This is a genomic window from Streptomyces griseorubiginosus, assembly GCF_001514195.1.
Lineage (GTDB): Bacteria > Actinomycetota > Actinomycetes > Streptomycetales > Streptomycetaceae > Streptomyces > Streptomyces griseorubiginosus.
Window position 1 is genome coordinate 142,356 of the sequence record NZ_KQ948736.1, and the last position, 18,637, is coordinate 160,992.

Genomic DNA, 18,637 nt, shown 5'->3' on the forward strand with positions numbered 1-18,637 from the left:
CAGGGGGACTTGAGTAGCCCCCGACTCAGGCGCCCCCGGACGCCCGACGGCACGCTGGGACGCATGACCGCTCGCTACTGCTCCCTCGCGCAGCAGTCGGCTCCGGCGTTCGCTCCGGGGCTGGCCGCCGAGCGGCTGAGCGCGCTCGCCGGCGGCGGTCGGATGTGGGTCAACAGCACGGTCCTGCACTACTGCTTCTTCGACGGCGACTCCGACGGGTCGGTCATTCCTGTTCCGGGGACCGGGCAGAACCGCCGGGTGTCGTGGGTGGGCGCCAAGGAGCAGCGGGACGTGGTGCGCGAGTGCTTCCAGGAGTGGCAGGACCTCGGGGTGGGGGTGCGTTTCACCGAGGTCGGCGACCGTTCGGAGGCCGAACTGCGCATCGGGTTCCAGCTCGGCGACGGATCCTGGTCGACCGTGGGCAGGGACGCCCTGCGGGTCGGGGTGAACGAGCGCACCATGAACTTCGGCTGGGACCTGACCGCGCCCGGGGAGCGCGGGACGGCCCTGCACGAGATCGGGCACGCGCTCGGCATGCAGCACGAGCACCAGAGTCCGTTCGCCGGGATCCACTGGGACGAGGAGGCCGTCTACGCCGATCTGGCGGGCCCGCCGAACCATTGGAGCCGGGACCGGACGTTCTTCAACATCCTGCGCAAGCTCGACCCGGACGAGGTCAACGGCTCCGTCTGGGACCCGCAGTCGATCATGGAGTATCCCTTCGGGGCGGGGCTGATCCTGGAACCGGAGCAGTTCCGTGCGGGCCTCCACCCGCCCGGCACCCTGTCGGCCGCCGACAAGGAGTACGTCCTGCGCTGGTATCCGCCGACCGAGCCGGTCCGGCCGCCCGCGCTGGTGCCCTTCCGGTCCGCCCCGCTGGGGCTCGGGCCGGGCGGGCAGGCCGACTTCACGGTGGAACCGCCGGAGACCCGCGAGTACACCGTGGGCATCTTCGGCGACGCCGACACCGTCGTGGTGGTCTTCGAGGAACGGGACGGAGAAGCCCGCTACCTCTGCGGCCACGACGACGGAGGCACACCGCACAACGCAACGCTCAGGGCCCGTCTCGTCAAGGGCCGCCGCTACTTCGTCCGTGTGCGCCTGTACTCCGCGTGGGGTTCGGGGGAAACCGCGGTCATGTGCTGGTGAGCCGGCACGTACGGACCGCACACGGACGAGGCTGGACCACTGTCCGGCGCCGGGGGAATGGCCGGTGCTCGTCACCTTCGGGGGAGGGAGACGAGCACCGGCCACGCGGCGTTCCGGGGCGCGCTGGTCCTCATGGTCCCGGTCGTCGAGGCGGTCCTCAGGGCAGGTCGCGGGTGAAGACGACTCGGGGGCGGTCCGGGCCGTCGTAGTTCTCGACCAGGCGGTCCTGGAAGCCGAGGCTGCGGTGGAAGGCGAGGGAGACCGTGTTCGCGGGCGTGGTGATCGCCTTGAGGCGGACCGCGCCCTGGTTGCGGGCGGCGGCGGTGAAGGCCTCGTAGAGCGTGCGGCCGAGGCCGGTGCCGCGGGTGTCGTCGCGGGTCGCGATCAGATGGACGTAGCCGGTGCGGTCCGGGGTGACGAAGCCGAAGAGGTAGCCTCGGATGCCGTCCTCGGCGCGGGCGACCAGACAGGTCGAGCCGAACTCCTGTACCAGCGCGGTCAGATGGAGCGCCCGCAGATCGCGCTCGCCCCAGTAGCGGGCGTGGTCCGCGAGGACCTGGTGGAGATCGCTCACGTCGGCGCGGTCGATCCGGACAGCCATGTGCCGATCATGGCACGGGGCGGCCGGTCCGGTGGCGGGCGGTCTCCGCCAGCTCGACAGGCGGGTGCCGTGGCGCGCGGGCTGCGTCGCCTCGACGGGCGGGTGCCGGTGGCCCGGCTGTCACGCTTCCAGGAGCCTGCGCTTCTGCTCCTCGAACTCGGCCTCGGTGAGGACGCCCTGGGTCTTCAGTTCGCCGAGCTGCTTCAGCTGCTCGATCTTGGCGCTCATGTCGGGGGCCGGAGGGGCAGCCGCCGGCTGTTGTTGGGAGTAGGACGGGGGCGGGGGCGGGGGCGCCTGGGCTTCCTGCTGGGCCGCCCATCGCCCTTGCTGTCGGCGGTTCACACGGTTCGACACGGCGGTCGCCGTTCCGGCGACGACGGCGGTGCGCGCGACCCCACGGAGGAGACCTGGCATGACTGTTCCCTTCGATCCCTTCGATCCCTTCGATCCCTTCGATCCATCAACCTTCAGTCGGCGGTCTCGGTCGCGTCGAGGGCCGCGACGAGCGCGGGGACCGGGATCCGTCCGGAGGCGACCATCCGGGCCCCGCCGCGGCGCAGGGCGGCGGCGAAGGGTGCGGCCCACCGGTTCTCGTAGAGCAGGATGCCTGCCGAACAACCGGGTTCCAGCGCCTTGGCGGCTTCGTCGATGTCGTCCTGGCCGAGGAGCCCCGACGAGGCTCCCTCGAAGACGGCGAGGTCCAGCCGGCCGTCGCCGTCGAAGTCGGTGATCTCCATGCCGGCCACCGAGCCGTCGTCGTCCTTCCTGACAAAGACCAGGTCGAGGATCCGGATGATGCCCCGGTCCACGAGATCGACGAGGAGGGGGAGGCCCTCGCCCGTCATCCGGTTGCCGGGGAACTCGACGACCAGGTAGTCGATGGGGCCCACGTCTTCGAATTCGTCGCTCACGGCGTCACCTCTGGTGCTCGTGGCTGTTCGAGCCCATTGCATCACCGGAGCGTGGCCCGCGCACCTCGGTGTGCCGTTCACCCGTCCGGGGCACCAGGATCGCGCGCTTCACGGAGGCCGTCTGTGCTGGTGTCCATGAACGCTAGTGGTGACGAACAGCTCTCGGGCGACGAGCGCGGTGAACTGGCCGAGCTGAGGAAACGGGTTCATGCCCTGGAGAGCGGCGGGCCGCCCCGCGCGGCGCGGCACCACCCGTTCCGCTCGCTCGGCTCGGTCGTGCTGATCCTTCTGGCCGCGCTGCTGGCCATGCTGTCCGTCGTGGCGGTGTGGGCGAACAGCATCGTCCAGGACACGGACCGCTACGTGAAGACCGTCGGCCCGCTGGCGAGCGACCCGGATGTGCAGAAGGCGGCCACCAACCGGATCACCACCGCCGTCCTGGCCCAGATCGACGTGGACGCACTGGTGAAGCAGCTCACCGACGCGGCCTCGGCGAAGGGCGTGCCACCGCAGGCGGCCAAGCTGCTCGGCAATCTGGACGGCCCGATCGAGAGCGGGCTCAAGCAGCTGGTCAGCGGCACCGTGGAGCGGGTGGTCAGCAGCAGTGCCTTCGAGACGGTCTGGGTGAACGGCAACCGCAGGGCGCACGCGGCGCTGGACAAGGCCCTGACCGGCCAGACCGACGACAGCACGGTCAAGGTGGAGAACGACCAGGTCGTCGTCGACCTGGGCCCGATCGTCGCCGAGGTCAAGGACCAGCTGGTCGCCGCCGGCTTCACGCCCGCCGCCAAGATCCCGGCCGTCCACACGAACTTCGTGGTGTTCCAGTCGAAGGACCTCGGCAAGATCAGGTCCTACGTCAGGGTGCTGGAGCTCCTCGGAGGCTGGCTGCCGGTCATCGCGCTGCTGATCGCGGCCGCGGGGGTGTACGTGGCGTTCAACCGACGGCACGCGCTGATCGGGGCTGCCCTGGCGGTCTTCGTCGCCATGGTGATCCTGGGGATCGGCCTGACCGTCTTCCGTGACGTCTACCTCAATCATCTGCCGTCCGGCGTCTCCGAGGCCGCCGCGGGCTCCGTGTACGACGCCCTGGTCAAGTTCCTGCGCGCCGGTATCCGTGCCCTCGCCGCGGTCGCCCTGTTCACCGCTGCCGGGGCCTTCCTCGCCGGGCCGTCGCGGGTCGCCGTCGTCACGCGCACCGCCTGCCGCAGGAGCATCGGCGCGCTGCGGGACGTGACGACGTCGGCGGGCCTTCGGCTCGGGGCGGTCGGGCGGTTCGTCCACCGCTTCAAGCGCTGGATCGGAGTGGTCATCCTGGTGGTCGCGGCGATCGTTCTGTTCACCTGGACCTATCCCACCACGGCGGTCGTGGTGTGGACGGCGGTGATCACGTTGGTGGCCCTCGCGATCCGGGAGTTCCTGGACCAGGACGACTCCGCGCCGTCCTCCGGCACGGACGCCGGGGCAGCCGCCGCGCACTGACCCGGCTCGCCGGACGAACCGTCCTTGCGAACCTCACCCGTCACGGGTGATCACCGGAGCCGGATCACCCCGGATGCTCGCAGGTGAGGCGCTGAATGCTGCCTCTCACCGGGGAAATGAGGAATCGATCATGACCACGACCACGACGCACCGCCGCTCGGAAACCGCCGAGGCCGCTGCCGGCGGCCTGACGGTGTTCGCCGCCGTCCTGCTGCTCGTCTCCGGTGTCCTGGATCTCTTCCGGGGCATCATGGCCATCGCCAACGACGACGTGTTCGTGAACACACCCAACTACGTCTTCAAGTTCGACCTGACCGGCTGGGGTTGGATCCAGCTGGTCCTCGGAGTGATCGCCATGTGCGTGGGCGCGGGTCTCTTCACACGCGCCACCTGGGCCCGGGTCGCCGGGGTCGGCATCGCGGGGCTGGCGATCATCGCCAACTTCCTGTCCCTGCCGTACTACCCCGTCTGGTCGCTCACCCTGATCGCGATGTACGGCTTCGTCATCTGGGGCCTGTGCACCGTGCGCCGGGAACGCTGAACGGCATACCGGCCGCCCCCGTGCCGGGGCACTGAACCCGGGAGGACCCATCGCCGCACCGACGCCGGAGAGCGGCTCCGGACCCGCCGCACGGAGTCAGCCGCCGGAAGCCGACCTGCTGCGGACCATGCTGGGCCGGCCGGAGTATCGCAGGGCCCTGGTCTTCTGCGGCCTGATCGGTGTTCCGGTGGCGTTGATCGCCTTCTGGTTCCTCGTGGCGGTCCATCAGCTGGAGCAGCTGATCTGGACGGACTGGCCCAAGGACCTGGGCTGGGAGAAGGCCCCCTGGTGGTGGGCGCTGCCCCTGCTCACGCCGGCCGGTCTCGTGGTCGGCGTGGTCGCCGCCCGCTTTCCGGGCCGGGGCGGGCATGTGCCCGCGGGCGGCCTGCACTCGGGCGGCATCACGAGGAAGGCGCTGCCCGGCGTCCTGATCGCCGCTCTGGTCGGTCTGCCGCTCGGTGCCGTGCTGGGGCCCGAGGCACCCCTGATCGCCATGGGCGGCGGGCTGGCACTTCTCTTCGCGCGCCTGGCCCGGGCCCCGGAGACCGAGGCGAGCACGGCACTGCTGAGTGCGGCCGGGGCGGCGGCCGCCGTCTCCGCGCTCTTCGGGAATCCGATCGTGGGCGCGGTGCTGCTGATCGAGGTGGCCGGGGTGGGCGGCCCGCAACTGTTCGCGGTGATGCTGCCCGCACTGCTGGCCAGCGGAGTGGGCGACCTGATCTTCACCGGTTTCGTCCGCTGGACCGGCTTCGAGACGGGGAGCCTGGACATCGGCCTGCCCACCCCGCCGCCGCTCGACTGGACGGACGTGCTGTGGGCGCTGCTGCTGGCGCCCGCCCTCGCGTTCCTCGTCCACGGCGCGTTCGTGGGCGGACGCTTCGCGGCGCGGTTCGTGGCAGCCCGGACGGTTCGCCGCACCGCCCTCTGCGCACTGGCAGCGGCGGTCTGCATCACCCTCTACGCCGTCGCCACGGGCCGCTCCCCCGCCGAGGCGGCCCTCTCTGGAGAGTCCACCCTCTCCGATCTGGCGCGGGACCCGCACGCCTGGCCGGTGGGAGCGCTGATCGCGGTACTTGCCTTCAAGGGCCTGGCGTACGCGCTGTGTCTGGGCAGTCTGCGCGGTGGCCCGGTCTTTCCGGCCCTGTTCCTGGGTGGAGCGTCCGGGGTGCTGCTGGCGCCGCTGCCGGGTCTGGGGCTGGTGCCGGCGATGGCGGTCGGCATGGCGGCCTCGGTGACCGCGGCCCTGCGCCTGCCCGTGAGCAGCGTCGTCCTGGTCGTGCTCCTGCTGGGCAACGTGGACACGGTGGCGCTGGTCGTGCTGGCCGCGGTCATGTCCTTCGTGCTGGTCCAGCGGCTGCCTCAGGGCCCGGCCGTCCCTGCGGCAGGTGAGCGGCCGAGCGACCCGGCGCCGGACTGACGCCCTGTGCGGGTGGTCACGGGGGTGAGCTGCCGCGCGCCGCGTTCCTCGTCGGCGGGTCCGGCGGTTCGGGTGTGCCCAGACGGCGGACGGCCCAGGGTTCCCGGGCGATGACCGCGCCGGCCGTGAGGCACAGGGTCGCGACCACGCAGAGCGTGATGAGCCAGGACAACAGCGTGAAGACGGCACCCAGGGAGCCGTACTTCGCCAGGCTGTGGTTGAGGGCCCGGGGGACGTACAGCGAGGCGGTGGAGGTGACGACGGTCAGGGCCGCCCCGGTCAGCACCGCACCCGGCAGCAGCGGACGCCAGGGCACGCGTGCGACCAGCAGCAGATGCTGCGTCCACCACCAGATGCCGACCTCCGCGACCAGCAGCAGGGGCACGCCGAGCCACAGGCCGAGGCCGAAGCCGTTGCGCAGGGTGCCCTGTACGGCGAACATGCCCAGCCAGGTCGCGATCCAGGCGATCCAGCGCCAGGCGGCCACCCGCGCGCTCGCCTTGGGCAGGCTCCAGGCGCGCTGGCACAGCCGCTGCATGGCGCGGCTGCACGCGGTGGCCGAAAGGAGCACCATCAGCCCGCCGACGACGCCCGTGGTCTGGCGCAGCTCGTCGGACGGTTCGTCGGTGCCCTGGAGGACCTTGTTGAGTTCGGCGTTGGCGCTTCCCGTCAGTCCGAAGGCGTCGTGCAGGGACGTGACGAACTGGTCGCGCAGCCACTGCGGGGCGATGGAGGCCACCACGAACAGCAGGGGGACGGCCGTGAGGAACGTCTGGGCGGCGAGGCGGGTCGCGGAGTCGAACACGTTCACCGAGATCAGGTGCGACAGCAGATGCGTGAGCACGGGGAACCGGTCCTCGGTCCGGGTGCGCAGGTCCATCAGGCGGGACCGCGTCGAGGCGGCACGCTCCCGCACTGCTGTCCGGCGGGAAGGACGGCCCGGGCGCCTTCTTCCGGTCCCTTTCCCTGGCTGCATGCTGCCAGGGTGCCCGCTGTCGCGGCCGTCCGGCCCCGGCAGGTGTACGGCACAGGGCCGGATGGGCCAAGAAACTCGCGCGAAGAGGTGCGCCGGCACGTTCTGGTCACGGGGCCGGTGAGCCCCTGCGCGGACCGGCTTCAGGGTCGACGAATGGTGCGGCGCCGGACGGACGGGGAGACTGGAGGCATGGTCGAACGTCGAGCCGTGGCCGGACGCGCACTGCCGCGCGGGGGACTGTGATGGTGCTCGACCTGGTGGTCATCGGTCTCGCGATCACCGTCTTCCCCCTGTCGGTGACCGCGTTCGTGCTGGTCCTGTCGACGCGCGGCGGAGTGTGGAAAGGCCTGGTCTTCATCCTGGCCTGGCTCGCCTGCTTCGTGGCCGTCATCGCCGCCGTACTGCTCACCACCGGCGGCAAACCGCCCGCTCCCCACTCCCCGCCCTCCACCGCCTCGTCCGCCGTCAAGCTGGCCATCGGCGTGGGGCTCGTCGGCTACGGCTGGTACCGGCACCGGTCCCGGCGCAGGAAGCGTGCGGGGGCCGCCCCCTCCTCGGGCCGGCACAAGTCCTCCGGCGGACTGATGGCACGACTCGACCGGATCTCCCTGTGGACGGCTGCGGGACTGGGTCCGCTGCTCCAGCCGTGGGGGCTCGTGGCGGCGGGCGCGGCGACGGTGGTCAGCGCGGACCTGTCCCACACCTCCTCCTACCTGGCCCTGTTCGGATACGTCCTCCTCGCCACGAGCAGTCTGCTGGCGATGGAGATCTACATGACGTTCGCCCCGGACTCCGCCGGAGTACGCCTGGACAAGCTCCGCGTCTGGATCACGACTCACCAGGAGCAGGCGCTGGTGACTGTGGCACTGGTGGCCGGATTGTTCCTGGTCAGCAGAAGCATCGCGCAGTTGACGTCCTGAGCCGTACCTGACAGCCCGTAGCATCGGCCGAGAAGCCTCCGGCCGACAGGGAGACAGCGCGTGATCAGCGGATACGTCATCGGTGAGAGCCTCAGGCCGGGAGCGGTGCTCGAGCCGTACGGACTGCGGCTGCGGAAGATCAGCAGGGTGGAGGTCGGCGGTGCCGCCGAGGGGCAGCCGTCCGTGTGGACGCTCGTCGAGTGGGAGAGCGACGGCGAGGACGTGGACGCGCTCGCGGACGCGCTCGCCGGGGTGCTGGCGCCCGAACTCGGCTGGTACACCGACTTCGTCGTCGGCGACGAGCGGGTGGTCGTGTTCGCGGACAAGGTGTGCCGCTATCGGCGCGGTGATGCGGCGGGCCGCGCCGAAGCGGTTGCGTACGGCAGGTCGGTGGGGACTCCGGGGCATCAGCTCGACTGGCCGGAGTGAACCCTCCTGGGGTCGAGCAGGCTCAGGGTCGTCACCACGGTGAAGAGGCGGATGCGCCGGGTCAGGGCGGCGATGTGGGCGAGGACGACGGTCGGCGAGGAGGAGAGGAACGGCCGCTCGTGCCGCTCCCCCACGCCGAAGCCGTCGAAGCCCGGCCTCTCGGCGAGCACGGTCTTGTCGATGAACTTACGGAAGGTCGTGCGTCGGCTTCCGCACGCCCGTGACCGGATCCGGCCGGTGCACGATCAGGGTGATCGCGAGGAACTTCACGACGCCGCCCGCTGCTCGCCCCGAGCTTCGTCGGGGTGTGCGAGGCCGAGGTGGTGGCGCAGGGTCGGGCCCTCGTAGTCGGTGCGGAAGACGCCCTGTTCCTGGAGGAGCGGGACGACCTTGTCGGCGAAGGTGTCGAGGCCGGTCGGGGTGATGTGCGGGACGAGGATGAAGCCGTCGCTCGCGTCGGCCTGCACGTACTCGTTGATGGTGCGGGCGATGGTCTCGGGCGAGCCGATGAAGTTCTGCCGGTTGCCGGTGTTGATGACCAGGTCGCGGATGGACCACTTGTTGGCCTCGGCCAGCTCGCGCCACTCGCGGGCGGTGGCCAGCGGGTCCCGGTACATCCGCACTTGAGCACGGCCCTTGGAGATGTGGTTGTCGCTGACGTCCGGGTCGATGTCGGGGAGCGGTCCTTCGGGGTCGTACCTGGACAGGTCCCGGTTCCAGACGAACTCCAGGTGCTTGAGCGCGGTGGCGCCGCTGACCTGCTGGCGGCGGACGGTCCGGGCCAGCTCCTCGGCCTCGGCGTCGGTGTCGGCGAGCGCGAAGGAGGCGGCGGGCAGGATCAGCAACTGGTCTTGGCGGCGGCCGTACTTGGCGAGGCGGTTCTTGACGTCGGTGTAGAACGCCTGGCCCTCCTTGAGGGTGGCGTACCGGCTGAAGATGGCGTCGGCCGAGGAGGCGGCGAACTCGCGGCCCTCGTCGGAGTCACCCGCCTGGAAGATCACCGGGCGGCCCTGCGGGGAGCGCGGCACGTTGAACTGCCCGTGGATGTCGAAGTGCTGTCCGGTGTGGACGAAGGAGCCGGCCTTGGCATCCCGCAGGAACACGCCGGAGGCCTGGTCGGCGAGGATCTCGTCGCCCTGCCAGGAGTCGAAGAGCTCCTGGGTGGTGGCGAGGAACTCCTTGGCGCGGGAGTAGCGCTCCTGCTGCGGCAGGAAGCCGCCGCGGCGGAAGTTCTCGCCGGTGAAGGCGTCCCAGGAGGTGACGACGTTCCAGGCGGAGCGGCCGCCGGAGAGGTGGTCGAGGCTGGCGAACTGGCGGGCCACCTCGTAGGGCTCGTTGAAGGTGGAGTTGATGGTGCCGGTCAGCCCGAGGTGCTCGGTGACGGCGGCGAGCGCGGCGAGGATCGTGAAGGTGTCCGGGCGGCCGACGACGTCCAAGTCGTAGATTTTTCCGCCCTGTTCGCGCAGGCGCAGGCCCTCGGCGAGGAACAGGAAGTCGAACTTGGCGCGTTCGGCGGTCTTCGCGAAGTGGGCGAAGGAGCTGAACTCGATATGGCTGCCGGCCTCGGGGTCGCTCCACACGGTGGTGTTGTTGACGCCGGGGAAGTGCGCGGCCAGGTGGATCTGCTTCAGGGGCTTGGACATGGGTGCGGGATCCCTCCGGCTCAGGCGGACGCGGCGGCGTAGCGGTTGGCGGGGCGGGCGAGGCCCAGCAGGCCGCGCAGGGTGTCGGCCTCGTAGGCGGTGCGGAAGGCGTTCCGGCGCTGGAGTTCGGGGACCAGGCCGCGGGTGATGGCGGGGAGGTCGTGACCGAGGACGGCGGGCCGCAGCCGGAATCCGGTGAGCCCGGTGGCCTGGAACTCGACCAGGAGGTCGGCGAGTTGGGCCGGTGTGCCGGTGAAGACCCGGGCGTCGCTGGTGAACGGCTCCCCGGCGAGCGTGTCGAGGCGGTCCCGGCGGGCGGCGGCCGCGGCCGGGTCCTCGTCGAGGAAGACGACGAGGTCGCCGAAAATGTGCAGGGGCTCGCCCTCGCGGCCGGCGGCCGACTGCTCGTCGCGGATCTCGGTGACGATCGCGCGCGCCTGGTCGGTGTCGTGCGGGGTGATGTAGCCGACGTCGGCCTGCCGGGCGATGAGCCGGTACGGGACCGTCTGGTGGCCGAGGGCGGTGACGAGCGGCTGGCCCTGCGGGGGCCGGGGCGTGATGGAGGGGCCCTTGACGCTGAAGTGCCGGCCCTCGAAGTCGATGTAGTGCAGCTTGTCCCGGTCGATGAAGCGGCCGGTGGCGGCGTCGCGGATCTCGGCGTCGTCCTCCCAGCTGTCCCACAGGCGGCGGACGGCCTCCACCCAGTCGGCGGCCTCGTCGAGGAGGTCGGTGACCAGGTCCTGGGTCCGGGGGCTGTCGTAGGCCTCGATCGCGGGGATGGTGCGGCGGCCGAAGTGTGCGGCCTCGTTGGGGCGGGCGGTGATCTGGACGCGTACGCCCGCGCGGCCGGTGCTGACGTAGTCGAGGGTCGCGATGGCCTTGGAGAGGTGGAACGGCTCGGTGTGGGTGACCACCGCCGTGGGGACCAGGCCTATGTGCCGGGTGAGCGGCGCGATGCGTGAGGCGATCAGCACGGCGTCGAGGCGGCCGCGGACCTGGTCGGTGCGCTCGTCCGGGTCGAGGAAGTGGCTGGACTGCGGGCCGAGTCCGTCCTCGATGGTGACGAAGTCGAGCTGGCCGTGTTCGGCCTCGACGACCAGGTCGGCCCAGTATCCGGCGGTGAACAGCTCACGCGGCCGGGCCACCGGCTCACGCCAGGAGGCGGGGTGCCAGCCGGTGCCGTCGAGGGCGACGGCGAGGTGCAGAGAAGAGGGGGACACGAGGGGTGCCTTCCTGGAGGTCCGTACGAGAGGGGCCGGCCCGCGCGAGGACGGCGCAGGGCACGGCGGCTGAGGAGGGTGACGGGTCAGGAACAACAGAGCGCGGTGGACACGCGCAGCAGATCGATGTGCGGCCGGGAGTGGAGACGGGCGGAGCGAAGCGTCCTGGTCACGCCCGTCACCCCCTCCCTCTGGACGCACGAGGGCGCCCGGCGGATCTCGTCGTGAGTCACAACACCGTGCCCTGCCCGGATGTTCCCGGACTGCGGACCAGGAGGATCGGTGAACGGCGGCGCAGGGTGAAGCCGAGCGACTCGTAGAGGCGGATGGCGTTCGTGTTGTCCGCGGCCGCGTGCAGGAACGGGGTGTCGCCGCGCTCCCGGATGCCCGCGGCGACCGCGCGGACCAGGCGGGTGGCCAGGCCCCGGCCCCGGTGTGCCGGATCGGTGCAGACCGCGCTGATCTCCGTCCAGCCGGGCGGCCGTAGCCGTTCCCCGGCCAGGGCGATCAGACGGCCCCGGTCCCGGATGCCGAGGTAGGTGCCGAGCCGGATGGTCCGCCGGAGGAAGGGGCCCGGTCGGGTGCGGGCCACCAGGTCCAGGATCTCGGGCACGTCGTCGGGGCCGAGCCGTACCGCCTCGGGGGCGGGTTCGGCCCGCAGCCCGGTGTCGACGAGTTGCACACCAACTCCCCCGCCGACCATCTCCCACCCGTCCGGGACGTCCTCGACGGGCTTGATCCGTACGGTCGTTCCGGGTCCGACGAGCGTGTGCAAGTCGGCCCAGGCGGCCGGGTCGCCGGGATCGGCGAGGGCCGCGAAGGCGTAGACGTCGTCCGGGTAGCGGGCCGCGCGGCCGACCCGTTGAGCGAGGTGGGCGTGCGGGCCGTTCAGGGCGGCCCACACCGCGTTGTCCAGGACGGAGAAGGGGTCGGTGGGTCTCAAGGAGGCTCCGCCTCGGCGGAGTTCGGTCTGCTGGGCCACGGAGGCGGAGTCCTTTCCCAAGTCGACGGATGGGCGCGTCAGGCTTGCTGATGAGCCGTCAGGAGTTCGTCAGCGGCAGCCCGGGCGGGTTGATCTCCGACTTGGCGACGGCGTCGTTGGAGAGGTTCCACGCGGCGAGCCACTTGGCGTACTGACCTTTGTCGATCAGGTAGTTGATGGCGTCGGCGAGCGGCTTGGCGAGACCGCTGCCCTTCTTCGCGGTCGCGGCGATCAGGCCCTGGAGCGACTCACCGGCACCGGAGTACTGCCCCGCGATCTTCGTCGGGTTGGGCGTGCTCGCCGTCTGGGTGACGTGGTACGAGAGGTTGGGGCTGGGGCCGAGGTAGGAGTCGATCTTGCCGCTGTTGAGGGCGAGGTAGATGCTCGGGCTGTCCTGGAAGTACTTGATGGTCAGCTTCTTGCCCTCCTTCTTCAGCCTGCTCTGCCACTCCAGCAGGATCCGCTCCTGGTTGGTGCCGGCGCCGACGGAGACGGTCTGGCCCGCGAGCGCCTCGTAGTCGCCGTCGAAGGTCCACTTCGAGGACTTCGCCGTCTCGAAGGCGAGGTCGTCCTTGCGGTAGGAGGCGAACTCGTACTTCTGCTTGCGCTCCTCGGTGTCGGTGATGTTGGAGAAGCCGACGTTCACCTTGCCGCTGTCGATGCCGACGAAGAGGTTCTCCCAGGTGAACCGCTTGACCTCGGGCTTGAGGCCGAGGACGGCGGCGACCAGGCGGGCCAGGTCGCTCTCCGAGCCGGTGAGGGTCTTCTGGTCGCTGCCGACGAAGCCCAGCGGCGGGGAGCCGGAGGGCAGGGTGCCGGAGCCGATGACGAGGGTGCCGCTCTTCTTGAGGGCGGCGGGCAGTTCGGCGCTGATGGACTTGACCTCGGCGACCTTGAGGGTGGTCTCCTTCGCGGCGCCGTTGGACAGCCGGCCGACGGTGACCGTGCCGACGCTGTCGTTCGTCTGCGTGGCCGCGTCGCTGTCCCCACCGCAGGCGGCGAGCCCGGTGGCGAGGGTGGCGACGGCGGTCGCCGCGGTGATGCCGCGTATCAGGCTGCGTCGGGTGAAGTGGGCAGACATGTCCGTCCTCGGTGTTCGGTGTTCGATGAGAGAGGTGAAGGGCGTTGCTCGTGGGGGGAGTTCGTGGGAGCGGGGGGATCAGGGGACCGTGCGGGTCACAGGACCTTGCTCAGGAAGTCCCGGGTCCGTTCGTGCCGCGGCCGGTCCAGGACCTCGGAGGGCGGGCCCTGCTCGACGATCCGGCCGCCGTCGATGAAGACGACCCGGTCGGCGATCTCGCGGGCGAAGCCGATCTCGTGGGTGACGATGACGAGCGTGGTGCCACTGGTCGCCAGGTCCTTGATGACGGCGAGGACCTCACCGACGAGCTCCGGGTCGAGGGCGGAGGTCGGCTCGTCGAAGAGGATGACGCCGGGCCGCAGGGCGAGGGCGCGGGCGATGGCCACGCGCTGCTGCTGTCCGCCGGACAGCTGCCGAGGGTAGGCACCGGTCCTGTCGGCCAGACCGACGCGGCCGAGGAGTTCGCGGGCCAGGTCCTGCGCCTGCGCCTTGCCGAGCTTCCCGGTCGCCACCGGGGCGGCGGCCACGTTGTCCAGCACGGTCAGGTGCGGGAAGAGGTTGAAGTTCTGGAAGACGAACCCGATCCGGCTGCGCTGGGTCAGGATGGCCCGCTCGCTGAGCTCCTTGAGGCGGTCGCCCTGCCGTCGTACGCCGATCAGTTCGTCGTTGACGCTGACGTAGCCGATCTCCGGCTTCTCCAGGTGGTTGATGACCCGCAGCAGGGTGGACTTCCCGGAGCCGGACGGGCCGAGGATCACGGTGACCTCGCCGGGCCGGACGGTCAGGTCGACGCCGTCCAGGACCCGGTGGGCGCCGTACCACTTGTGCACGCCGTGCACTTCGAGGGCGACGGGGGTGATGTCGGTGACGGTCATATCGCGGTCTCCCTGCGGATACGGGCCCTGAGCTCGGTGAGGGAGGCCCGCAGTTTCTGGAGCGGGGTCGGGGGCAGGGAGCGGGTGGCGCCCCGGGCGTAGTGCCGCTCGACGTAGAACTGGACGACGGAGACCGCGCTGGTGAGGATCAGGTACCAGACGGTGGCGACGAGAAGCAGCGGCACGATGTCGCCGGGGTAGGTGGCGCCCATGGACTGGACCGTGCCGAACAGGTCGAGGAGGGAGACGTAGAAGACCAGCGAGGTGCTCTTGATGAGGCCGATGAGCTGGTTGACGTAGTTCGGCGTGATCGAGCGCAGGGCCTGCGGAAAGACGATCTTCCGGAACTGGTAGCCCTTCGGCAGGCCGAGTGCCGACGCGGCCTCGTGCTGGCCCTGGTCGACGGAGAGGATGCCGCCGCGGACGACCTCGGCCGCGTAGGCAGCCTCGTTGAGACTGAGGCCGATCACGGCGATGACCATGTCGGTGGCGAGCCGGGACTCGTCGAAGGAGAAGAAGGCCGGCCCGAAGGGGACGCCGACGCTCAACGTCTTGTACAGGGCAGAGAAGTTGTAGAGGAAGAGCAGGACCACGATCAGCGGGATCGAGCGCAGCGCCCAGACGTAGGTCCAGCTGACCGCCCGCAGCACCGGGCTCTTCGAGAGCCGGGCCAGGGCGAGCAGGATGCCGCCGAGGAGGCCGAGCACCGCACTCCAGGCGGCGACTTCGAGGGTGATGAGGAGCCCGTCGAGGACGGTCGGCCGCAGGAACCAGTAACCGAACCGGTCCCATTGGTAGAACGGGTTGGTCGCGAGCCCGTGGACGAACTGCGCGGCCAGGACCAGGACGACGGCGGTGGCGATCCAGCGGCCCGGTCGCCGCAGGGGCAGAACGCGCTGTGCGGCGAGGGGCTTTGACGGGGTGTCGGACCGGGGCGGTGCGTCGGTCACGGACACGGCGGCGCCTGGGGGTTCGGTCATGAGGGGCTCCGGCGGAGTCGGGTCACCCCTGGGACACGGCGAGCACGGCGTTCTACGGCGGTAGGACGCGACGCACGGGCACCGGGGGCTGGGCGGACAACGGGACACCGCGAGCGCGGTGTTCGTCAGGAACGCGGGGGCTGGGAAGGAACGTCAGCCCCGACAGCGGGCACGGCCCGGTGCGGTACACAGTGCGCTGCTCACGCGGAGCAGGTCGACGGCCCGCTTGGCGACCAGCGGGTCGCCGTACGGCCGTACGCAGCCCGGAGAACGGCGTGCGGCCGTCCTGGGAGCTGCGTACATCTCGGTCACCGTCGCTGTTCTCGGGGGTCCCTCGGAACCCTGGTGGGGCCTGTGGCGGAAAACAGGGCCCTGCTGGACCCGTAGTTAAGGCAGTCGTCCGAACCGGTGTCAATCCCGGTCCATCAGATGGAACGGTCAGTGCGCGCGGGCGGCGTGCGCGGCCCAGTCCAGGATCTGTACGGCGGCCCCGGCGGCCTCCAGGCCCCGGCAGCGGGCGTGGTGCCGGCGGGCGATGCCGTCGAGGTCGAGGTGGGTGCCGAAGGCCGGGTGGGCGGCCAGACGGCGGGCGTACGCCCACAGGTTGGGGTGGTCGGCGATCCGCTGCACGGCGGCGGCGTCCAGGTGATGGCGGTGCACGGTGTCGAGTTGGACCAGAGCGACCCACAACTCGACGTCAGCTGCGGTGACGTGATCCCGGATCAGGTACTCCCGTCCGACGAGCCAGCGCTCCAACGAGCCCAGGGAGTCGAGCAGTTGCTCCAGGTGCCCGGCGCGCTCCGTCGCGTCGCCGCCGGCCGATCCGGCGTGCTGGGCGGCCTGTCCGATGCCGCGGCACATCCGCTCCACGGCTTCGGTTTCCGACTCCGCCCCGCACGGGTGGAGCGCCGGGCGGCCGGAGCCGAAGTGCCGGGCGAGGTCGCGGGTGATGTCGGTGGCATGGGTGCTGACGATGCGTCCCGACCAGTCGTCGCTGAGCACCGGGGCGACGGCCGCGCCGGTGTACCGGTGGGCGCTGGCCTCGTACAGCGGGCGCAGCGCGGAGTGCCCTCCGTCGGGACAGTCGGGGATCGGGTCCAGGTAGGTCACGGGACAGACGTCGTCGAGGCCGAGCAGGCTGTGCACGACGGCGATGCGCAGACCGTCGGCGCAGGCGACGGTCAGGTGGAGCCGGTAGCGGCGCGGCACGGCGTAGTGCCCACTGCGCGCGTCCTGGCCGATCCTGCCCCGGAACGCGGGGCTCGGGTGGGTGGTGGGGACGTGGGCGAGCGGTGTGACGGACATGGGTCTCCCCGGGAGTCGGGCGCAGACGTACGCGCGGCGGAAGCGTCGTCGGGCGGGAGCGGGCGGCCGTCCCCGTGCGCGGCGGCAGGGGTGTGCCGTTCGGGTGCGGAACGGGTGAGTGCGGCCGGGCTCAGCCCAGGGGCCTGATCGCACTGCAGACGCGCAGCAGATCGATGTGACGGCGGGAGGTGAGAAGAGGCGAAGGCCGCGACGTACGGCTCACTCGGCCGACGGCCGGTTCAAGGCGCCCCATGTTTCCCTACCTGTTCACTAGGATTACCCATTGGAGTGTCGATCGGGCCGGGACACACGTCAAGAGGGCGTCCACGAGACGGGATGCGGCGGGCCCTTCGGGGACGTCGGCGGTCAGTGCGACTCGCGGGTGACCTGCGAGCCGCTGGAGCCGACGAGGAAGTCCAGGTCGGCTCCCTTGTCGGCCTGTTGGACGTGGTCGACGTACAGGCGCTGCCAGCCCCGCCGCGGGTCGGCGAACCCCTCGACGGTGGCCCGGCTCGGGGTGCGGGCGGCGAGTTCGGCGGCCGGCACCTCCAGGTCGATCCGGCGGGCCTCGACGTCCAGGCTGATGACGTCGCCGGTCCTGACGAGGGCGAGCGGGCCGCCCGCCGCGGCCTCCGGCGCCACGTGCAGGACGACCGTGCCGTACGCCGTGCCGCTCATCCGGCCGTCGCAGACCCGGACCATGTCCCGGACGCCCTGCTCCAACAGCTTGGTGGGCAGCGGCATGTTGGCCACCTCGGGCATGCCCGGGTAGCCCTTGGGGCCACAGCCGCGCAGGACGAGGACGGAGTCGGCGTCGACGTCCAGGTCCGGGTCGTCGACGCGGGCGTGGAAGTCCTCGATGCTGTCGAAGACGACCGCCCGGCCCCGGTGGCGCAGCAGGTGCGGGGAGGCCGCCGCGGGTTTGATCAGTGCCCCGTCGGGGGCGAGGCTGCCGCGCAGCACGGCGATGCCGCCCTCCTCGACGAGCGGCCGGGCCCTGGTCCTGATCACCTCGGGGTCCCAGATCGGGGCGTCGTCCAGATGGTCCACCAGCGGCCTTCCCGTGACGGTCAGCGCCCGCGGGTCGAGGAGGTCGGCGACCTCGCGGAGCACGGCGAGCAGTCCGCCGGCCCGGTGGAAGTCCTCCATGAGGAAGCGCCCGGCGGGCTGGAGGTCGACGAGGACCGGCACCCGGGAGCCGATGCGGTCGAAGTCGTCCAGGGTCAGCTCGACGCCCAACCGTCCGGCGATGGCGAGGAGATGGACGACCGCGTTGGTGGACCCGCCGATCGCGGCCAGCGCCACGATCGCGTTGTGGAAGGACCCCTTGGTCAGGAAGGTGCTCGGGCGGCGGTCGTCGGACACCAGCTCCACCGCGAGGCGTCCGGTGCCGTGCGCGGCCTCCAGGAGCCGGCTGTCGGGAGCGGGCGTCCCGGCGACTCCGGGGACGACCGTGCCCAGTGCTTCGGCGACCAGCGCCATCGTGGAGGCCGTGCCCATGGTGTTGCAGTGCCCGCGGCTGCGGATCATCGAGGACTCGGAGCGGGTGAACTGCTCCTGGGACAGGGTCCCGGCGCGGACCTCCTCCGACAGCCGCCACACGTCCGTGCCGCAGCCCAGCGGGGTGCCGCGGAAGGTGCCGGTCAGCATGGGTCCGCCGGGCACGACCACGGCGGGCAGGTCGACCGAGGCGGCGGCCATCAGCAGGGACGGGATCGTCTTGTCGCAGCCGCCCAGCAGGACCACTCCGTCGAGGGGGTTGGCCCGCAGCATCTCCTCGGTGGCCATGGCCGCCATGTTGCGCCAGAGCATGGCGGTGGGCCGCACGTTGGTCTCGCCGAGCGACACCACGGGCAGGTCGAGGGGGATGCCGCCCGCCTCGTGCACGCCGTCGCGGACCGACCTGGCGACCTCGTCCAGGTGCGCGTTGCAGGGCGTGAGGTCGGAGGCGGTGTTGGCGATGGCGATCTGGGGCCGGCCGGTGAAGGCGTCGGCCGGTGCGCCCCGGCGCATCCAGGCCCGGTGGATGTAGGCGTTGCGGTCCTGTCCCCCGTACCACTGTGCGCTGCGAAGGGGCATCGCCCGCCCTTTCCGGTCGTCGGTACCGCGGTCTACTATCCGGAAC

At 71.2% G+C, this 18,637-nt stretch carries 19 protein-coding genes and 1 pseudogene; 6 read left to right on the forward strand and 14 right to left on the reverse strand.

The features are described from left to right. The first annotated feature begins 63 nt into the window (after window positions 1-63). Entirely contained in the window at window positions 64-1,149 is a 1,086-nt protein-coding gene (gene absR1 / locus AQJ54_RS13320; RefSeq protein ID WP_062237313.1) for a beta-glucuronidase AbsR1, read from the forward strand. A 157-nt stretch (window positions 1,150-1,306) separates the two neighbouring features. Here absR1 and AQJ54_RS13325 read toward each other — a convergent pair whose 3' ends face one another. The 3 genes from AQJ54_RS13325 to AQJ54_RS13335 all read right to left on the reverse strand — a co-directional run bounded on the left by AQJ54_RS13325 (window position 1,307) and on the right by AQJ54_RS13335 (window position 2,661). Next, complete coding sequence (locus tag AQJ54_RS13325) at window positions 1,307-1,750, reverse strand: GNAT family N-acetyltransferase (protein ID WP_062237314.1); 444 nt, start codon at window positions 1,748-1,750, stop codon at window positions 1,307-1,309. 120 nt (window positions 1,751-1,870) lie between these two features. Further along, the gene (locus tag AQJ54_RS13330) at window positions 1,871-2,164 is read right to left on the reverse strand and encodes an SHOCT domain-containing protein (RefSeq protein WP_062237315.1); all 294 of its coding nucleotides are present in this window, start codon (window positions 2,162-2,164) and stop codon (window positions 1,871-1,873) included. A gap of 53 nt (window positions 2,165-2,217) precedes the next feature. Beyond that, window positions 2,218-2,661: a DUF6325 family protein gene (locus AQJ54_RS13335; protein ID WP_211278531.1), complete on the reverse strand. Its 444-nt coding sequence runs from the start codon at window positions 2,659-2,661 to the stop codon at window positions 2,218-2,220. Window positions 2,662-2,796: 135 nt separating this feature from the next. Between AQJ54_RS13335 and AQJ54_RS13340 the strand changes: the two genes are divergently transcribed. The 3 genes from AQJ54_RS13340 (at window position 2,797) to AQJ54_RS13350 (ending at window position 6,101) form a co-directional block, all read left to right on the forward strand. Continuing rightward, window positions 2,797-4,143 carry a hypothetical protein gene (locus AQJ54_RS13340; RefSeq protein ID WP_248845349.1) on the forward strand — a complete coding sequence of 449 codons (1,347 nt, stop codon included), beginning with the start codon at window positions 2,797-2,799 and terminating at the stop codon, window positions 4,141-4,143. 130 nt (window positions 4,144-4,273) lie between these two features. After that, entirely contained in the window at window positions 4,274-4,684 is a 411-nt protein-coding gene (locus tag AQJ54_RS13345) for a DUF7144 family membrane protein (protein ID WP_062237316.1), read from the forward strand. A gap of 127 nt (window positions 4,685-4,811) precedes the next feature. Then, window positions 4,812-6,101 (forward strand): chloride channel protein, encoded by a 1,290-nt coding sequence (locus AQJ54_RS13350; protein WP_062237321.1) that lies wholly within the window; start codon window positions 4,812-4,814, stop codon window positions 6,099-6,101. A gap of 16 nt (window positions 6,102-6,117) precedes the next feature. On the opposite strand, the gene AQJ54_RS13355 is transcribed toward AQJ54_RS13350, so the two are convergent. Further along, window positions 6,118-6,981, reverse strand: a complete 864-nt coding sequence (locus AQJ54_RS13355) for a YhjD/YihY/BrkB family envelope integrity protein (protein WP_062237322.1) — start codon at window positions 6,979-6,981, stop codon at window positions 6,118-6,120. Window positions 6,982-7,319: 338 nt separating this feature from the next. Between AQJ54_RS13355 and AQJ54_RS13360 the strand changes: the two genes are divergently transcribed. Both AQJ54_RS13360 and AQJ54_RS13365 read left to right on the forward strand, forming a co-directional pair. After that, window positions 7,320-7,997, forward strand: a complete 678-nt coding sequence (locus tag AQJ54_RS13360; protein ID WP_062237323.1) for a GAP family protein — start codon at window positions 7,320-7,322, stop codon at window positions 7,995-7,997. A gap of 60 nt (window positions 7,998-8,057) precedes the next feature. Further along, complete coding sequence (locus AQJ54_RS13365; RefSeq protein WP_062237324.1) at window positions 8,058-8,426, forward strand: hypothetical protein; 369 nt, start codon at window positions 8,058-8,060, stop codon at window positions 8,424-8,426. On the opposite strand, the pseudogene AQJ54_RS13370 reads toward AQJ54_RS13365, so the two are convergent. From AQJ54_RS13370 to AQJ54_RS13410, 10 genes and pseudogenes are all read right to left on the reverse strand, one after another. Beyond that, window positions 8,423-8,696: pseudogene (locus AQJ54_RS13370) on the reverse strand (LLM class flavin-dependent oxidoreductase); the annotation flags it as partial. The gene AQJ54_RS13365 and the pseudogene AQJ54_RS13370 sit on opposite strands and share 4 nt — an antisense overlap. Continuing rightward, the gene (locus tag AQJ54_RS13375) at window positions 8,693-10,069 is read right to left on the reverse strand and encodes an NtaA/DmoA family FMN-dependent monooxygenase (protein WP_062237327.1); all 1,377 of its coding nucleotides are present in this window, start codon (window positions 10,067-10,069) and stop codon (window positions 8,693-8,695) included. The pseudogene AQJ54_RS13370 and the gene AQJ54_RS13375, both read right to left, overlap by 4 nt. 20 nt (window positions 10,070-10,089) lie before the next feature. Further along, complete coding sequence (locus AQJ54_RS13380; RefSeq protein ID WP_062237329.1) at window positions 10,090-11,289, reverse strand: LLM class flavin-dependent oxidoreductase; 1,200 nt, start codon at window positions 11,287-11,289, stop codon at window positions 10,090-10,092. Between the two features lie 229 nt (window positions 11,290-11,518). Continuing rightward, entirely contained in the window at window positions 11,519-12,271 is a 753-nt protein-coding gene (locus AQJ54_RS13385) for a GNAT family N-acetyltransferase (protein ID WP_062237330.1), read from the reverse strand. A 58-nt stretch (window positions 12,272-12,329) separates the two neighbouring features. Beyond that, window positions 12,330-13,352, reverse strand: coding sequence for a transporter substrate-binding domain-containing protein (locus AQJ54_RS13390; protein ID WP_062237332.1), 1,023 nt, complete (start codon window positions 13,350-13,352; stop codon window positions 12,330-12,332). Window positions 13,353-13,447: 95 nt separating this feature from the next. Further along, entirely contained in the window at window positions 13,448-14,227 is a 780-nt protein-coding gene (locus tag AQJ54_RS13395; protein ID WP_062237334.1) for an amino acid ABC transporter ATP-binding protein, read from the reverse strand. Next, complete coding sequence (locus AQJ54_RS13400; protein WP_062029474.1) at window positions 14,224-15,207, reverse strand: amino acid ABC transporter permease; 984 nt, start codon at window positions 15,205-15,207, stop codon at window positions 14,224-14,226. The genes AQJ54_RS13395 and AQJ54_RS13400 overlap by 4 nt, the downstream gene beginning before the upstream one ends. A 438-nt stretch (window positions 15,208-15,645) precedes the next feature. Next, a complete protein-coding gene (locus tag AQJ54_RS13405; RefSeq protein ID WP_062237335.1) occupies window positions 15,646-16,512 on the reverse strand; it encodes a glutathione S-transferase C-terminal domain-containing protein in 867 nt (288 codons plus the stop codon). A gap of 130 nt (window positions 16,513-16,642) precedes the next feature. After that, window positions 16,643-16,765: a putative leader peptide gene (locus AQJ54_RS47575; RefSeq protein ID WP_324606055.1), complete on the reverse strand. Its 123-nt coding sequence runs from the start codon at window positions 16,763-16,765 to the stop codon at window positions 16,643-16,645. 113 nt (window positions 16,766-16,878) lie between these two features. Next, window positions 16,879-18,591: an IlvD/Edd family dehydratase gene (locus tag AQJ54_RS13410; RefSeq protein ID WP_062237336.1), complete on the reverse strand. Its 1,713-nt coding sequence runs from the start codon at window positions 18,589-18,591 to the stop codon at window positions 16,879-16,881. Between the last annotated feature and the right edge of the window lie 46 nt (window positions 18,592-18,637).

Excerpts from the sequence above, each read along its gene's own strand:
- AQJ54_RS13390 (WP_062237332.1), bottom strand. The coding sequence starts at position 13,352 with ATGTCTGCCCACTTCACCCGACGCAGCCTGATACGCGGCATCACCGCG.
- AQJ54_RS13345 (WP_062237316.1), top strand. The coding sequence starts at position 4,274 with ATGACCACGACCACGACGCACCGCCGCTCGGAAACCGCCGAGGCCGCT.
- AQJ54_RS13395 (WP_062237334.1), bottom strand. The coding sequence starts at position 14,227 with ATGACCGTCACCGACATCACCCCCGTCGCCCTCGAAGTGCACGGCGTG.
- AQJ54_RS13405 (WP_062237335.1), bottom strand. The coding sequence starts at position 16,512 with ATGTCCGTCACACCGCTCGCCCACGTCCCCACCACCCACCCGAGCCCC.
- AQJ54_RS13355 (WP_062237322.1), bottom strand. The coding sequence starts at position 6,981 with ATGGACCTGCGCACCCGGACCGAGGACCGGTTCCCCGTGCTCACGCAT.
- AQJ54_RS13375 (WP_062237327.1), bottom strand. The coding sequence starts at position 10,069 with ATGTCCAAGCCCCTGAAGCAGATCCACCTGGCCGCGCACTTCCCCGGC.
- AQJ54_RS13410 (WP_062237336.1), bottom strand. The coding sequence starts at position 18,591 with ATGCCCCTTCGCAGCGCACAGTGGTACGGGGGACAGGACCGCAACGCC.
- AQJ54_RS13360 (WP_062237323.1), top strand. The coding sequence starts at position 7,320 with ATGGTGCTCGACCTGGTGGTCATCGGTCTCGCGATCACCGTCTTCCCC.
- AQJ54_RS13350 (WP_062237321.1), top strand. The coding sequence starts at position 4,812 with ATGCTGGGCCGGCCGGAGTATCGCAGGGCCCTGGTCTTCTGCGGCCTG.
- AQJ54_RS47575 (WP_324606055.1), bottom strand. The coding sequence starts at position 16,765 with ATGGGGCGCCTTGAACCGGCCGTCGGCCGAGTGAGCCGTACGTCGCGG.
- AQJ54_RS13325 (WP_062237314.1), bottom strand. The coding sequence starts at position 1,750 with ATGGCTGTCCGGATCGACCGCGCCGACGTGAGCGATCTCCACCAGGTC.
- AQJ54_RS13330 (WP_062237315.1), bottom strand. The coding sequence starts at position 2,164 with ATGCCAGGTCTCCTCCGTGGGGTCGCGCGCACCGCCGTCGTCGCCGGA.
- absR1 (WP_062237313.1), top strand. The coding sequence starts at position 64 with ATGACCGCTCGCTACTGCTCCCTCGCGCAGCAGTCGGCTCCGGCGTTC.
- AQJ54_RS13340 (WP_248845349.1), top strand. The coding sequence starts at position 2,797 with ATGAACGCTAGTGGTGACGAACAGCTCTCGGGCGACGAGCGCGGTGAA.
- AQJ54_RS13400 (WP_062029474.1), bottom strand. The coding sequence starts at position 15,207 with ATGACCGAACCCCCAGGCGCCGCCGTGTCCGTGACCGACGCACCGCCC.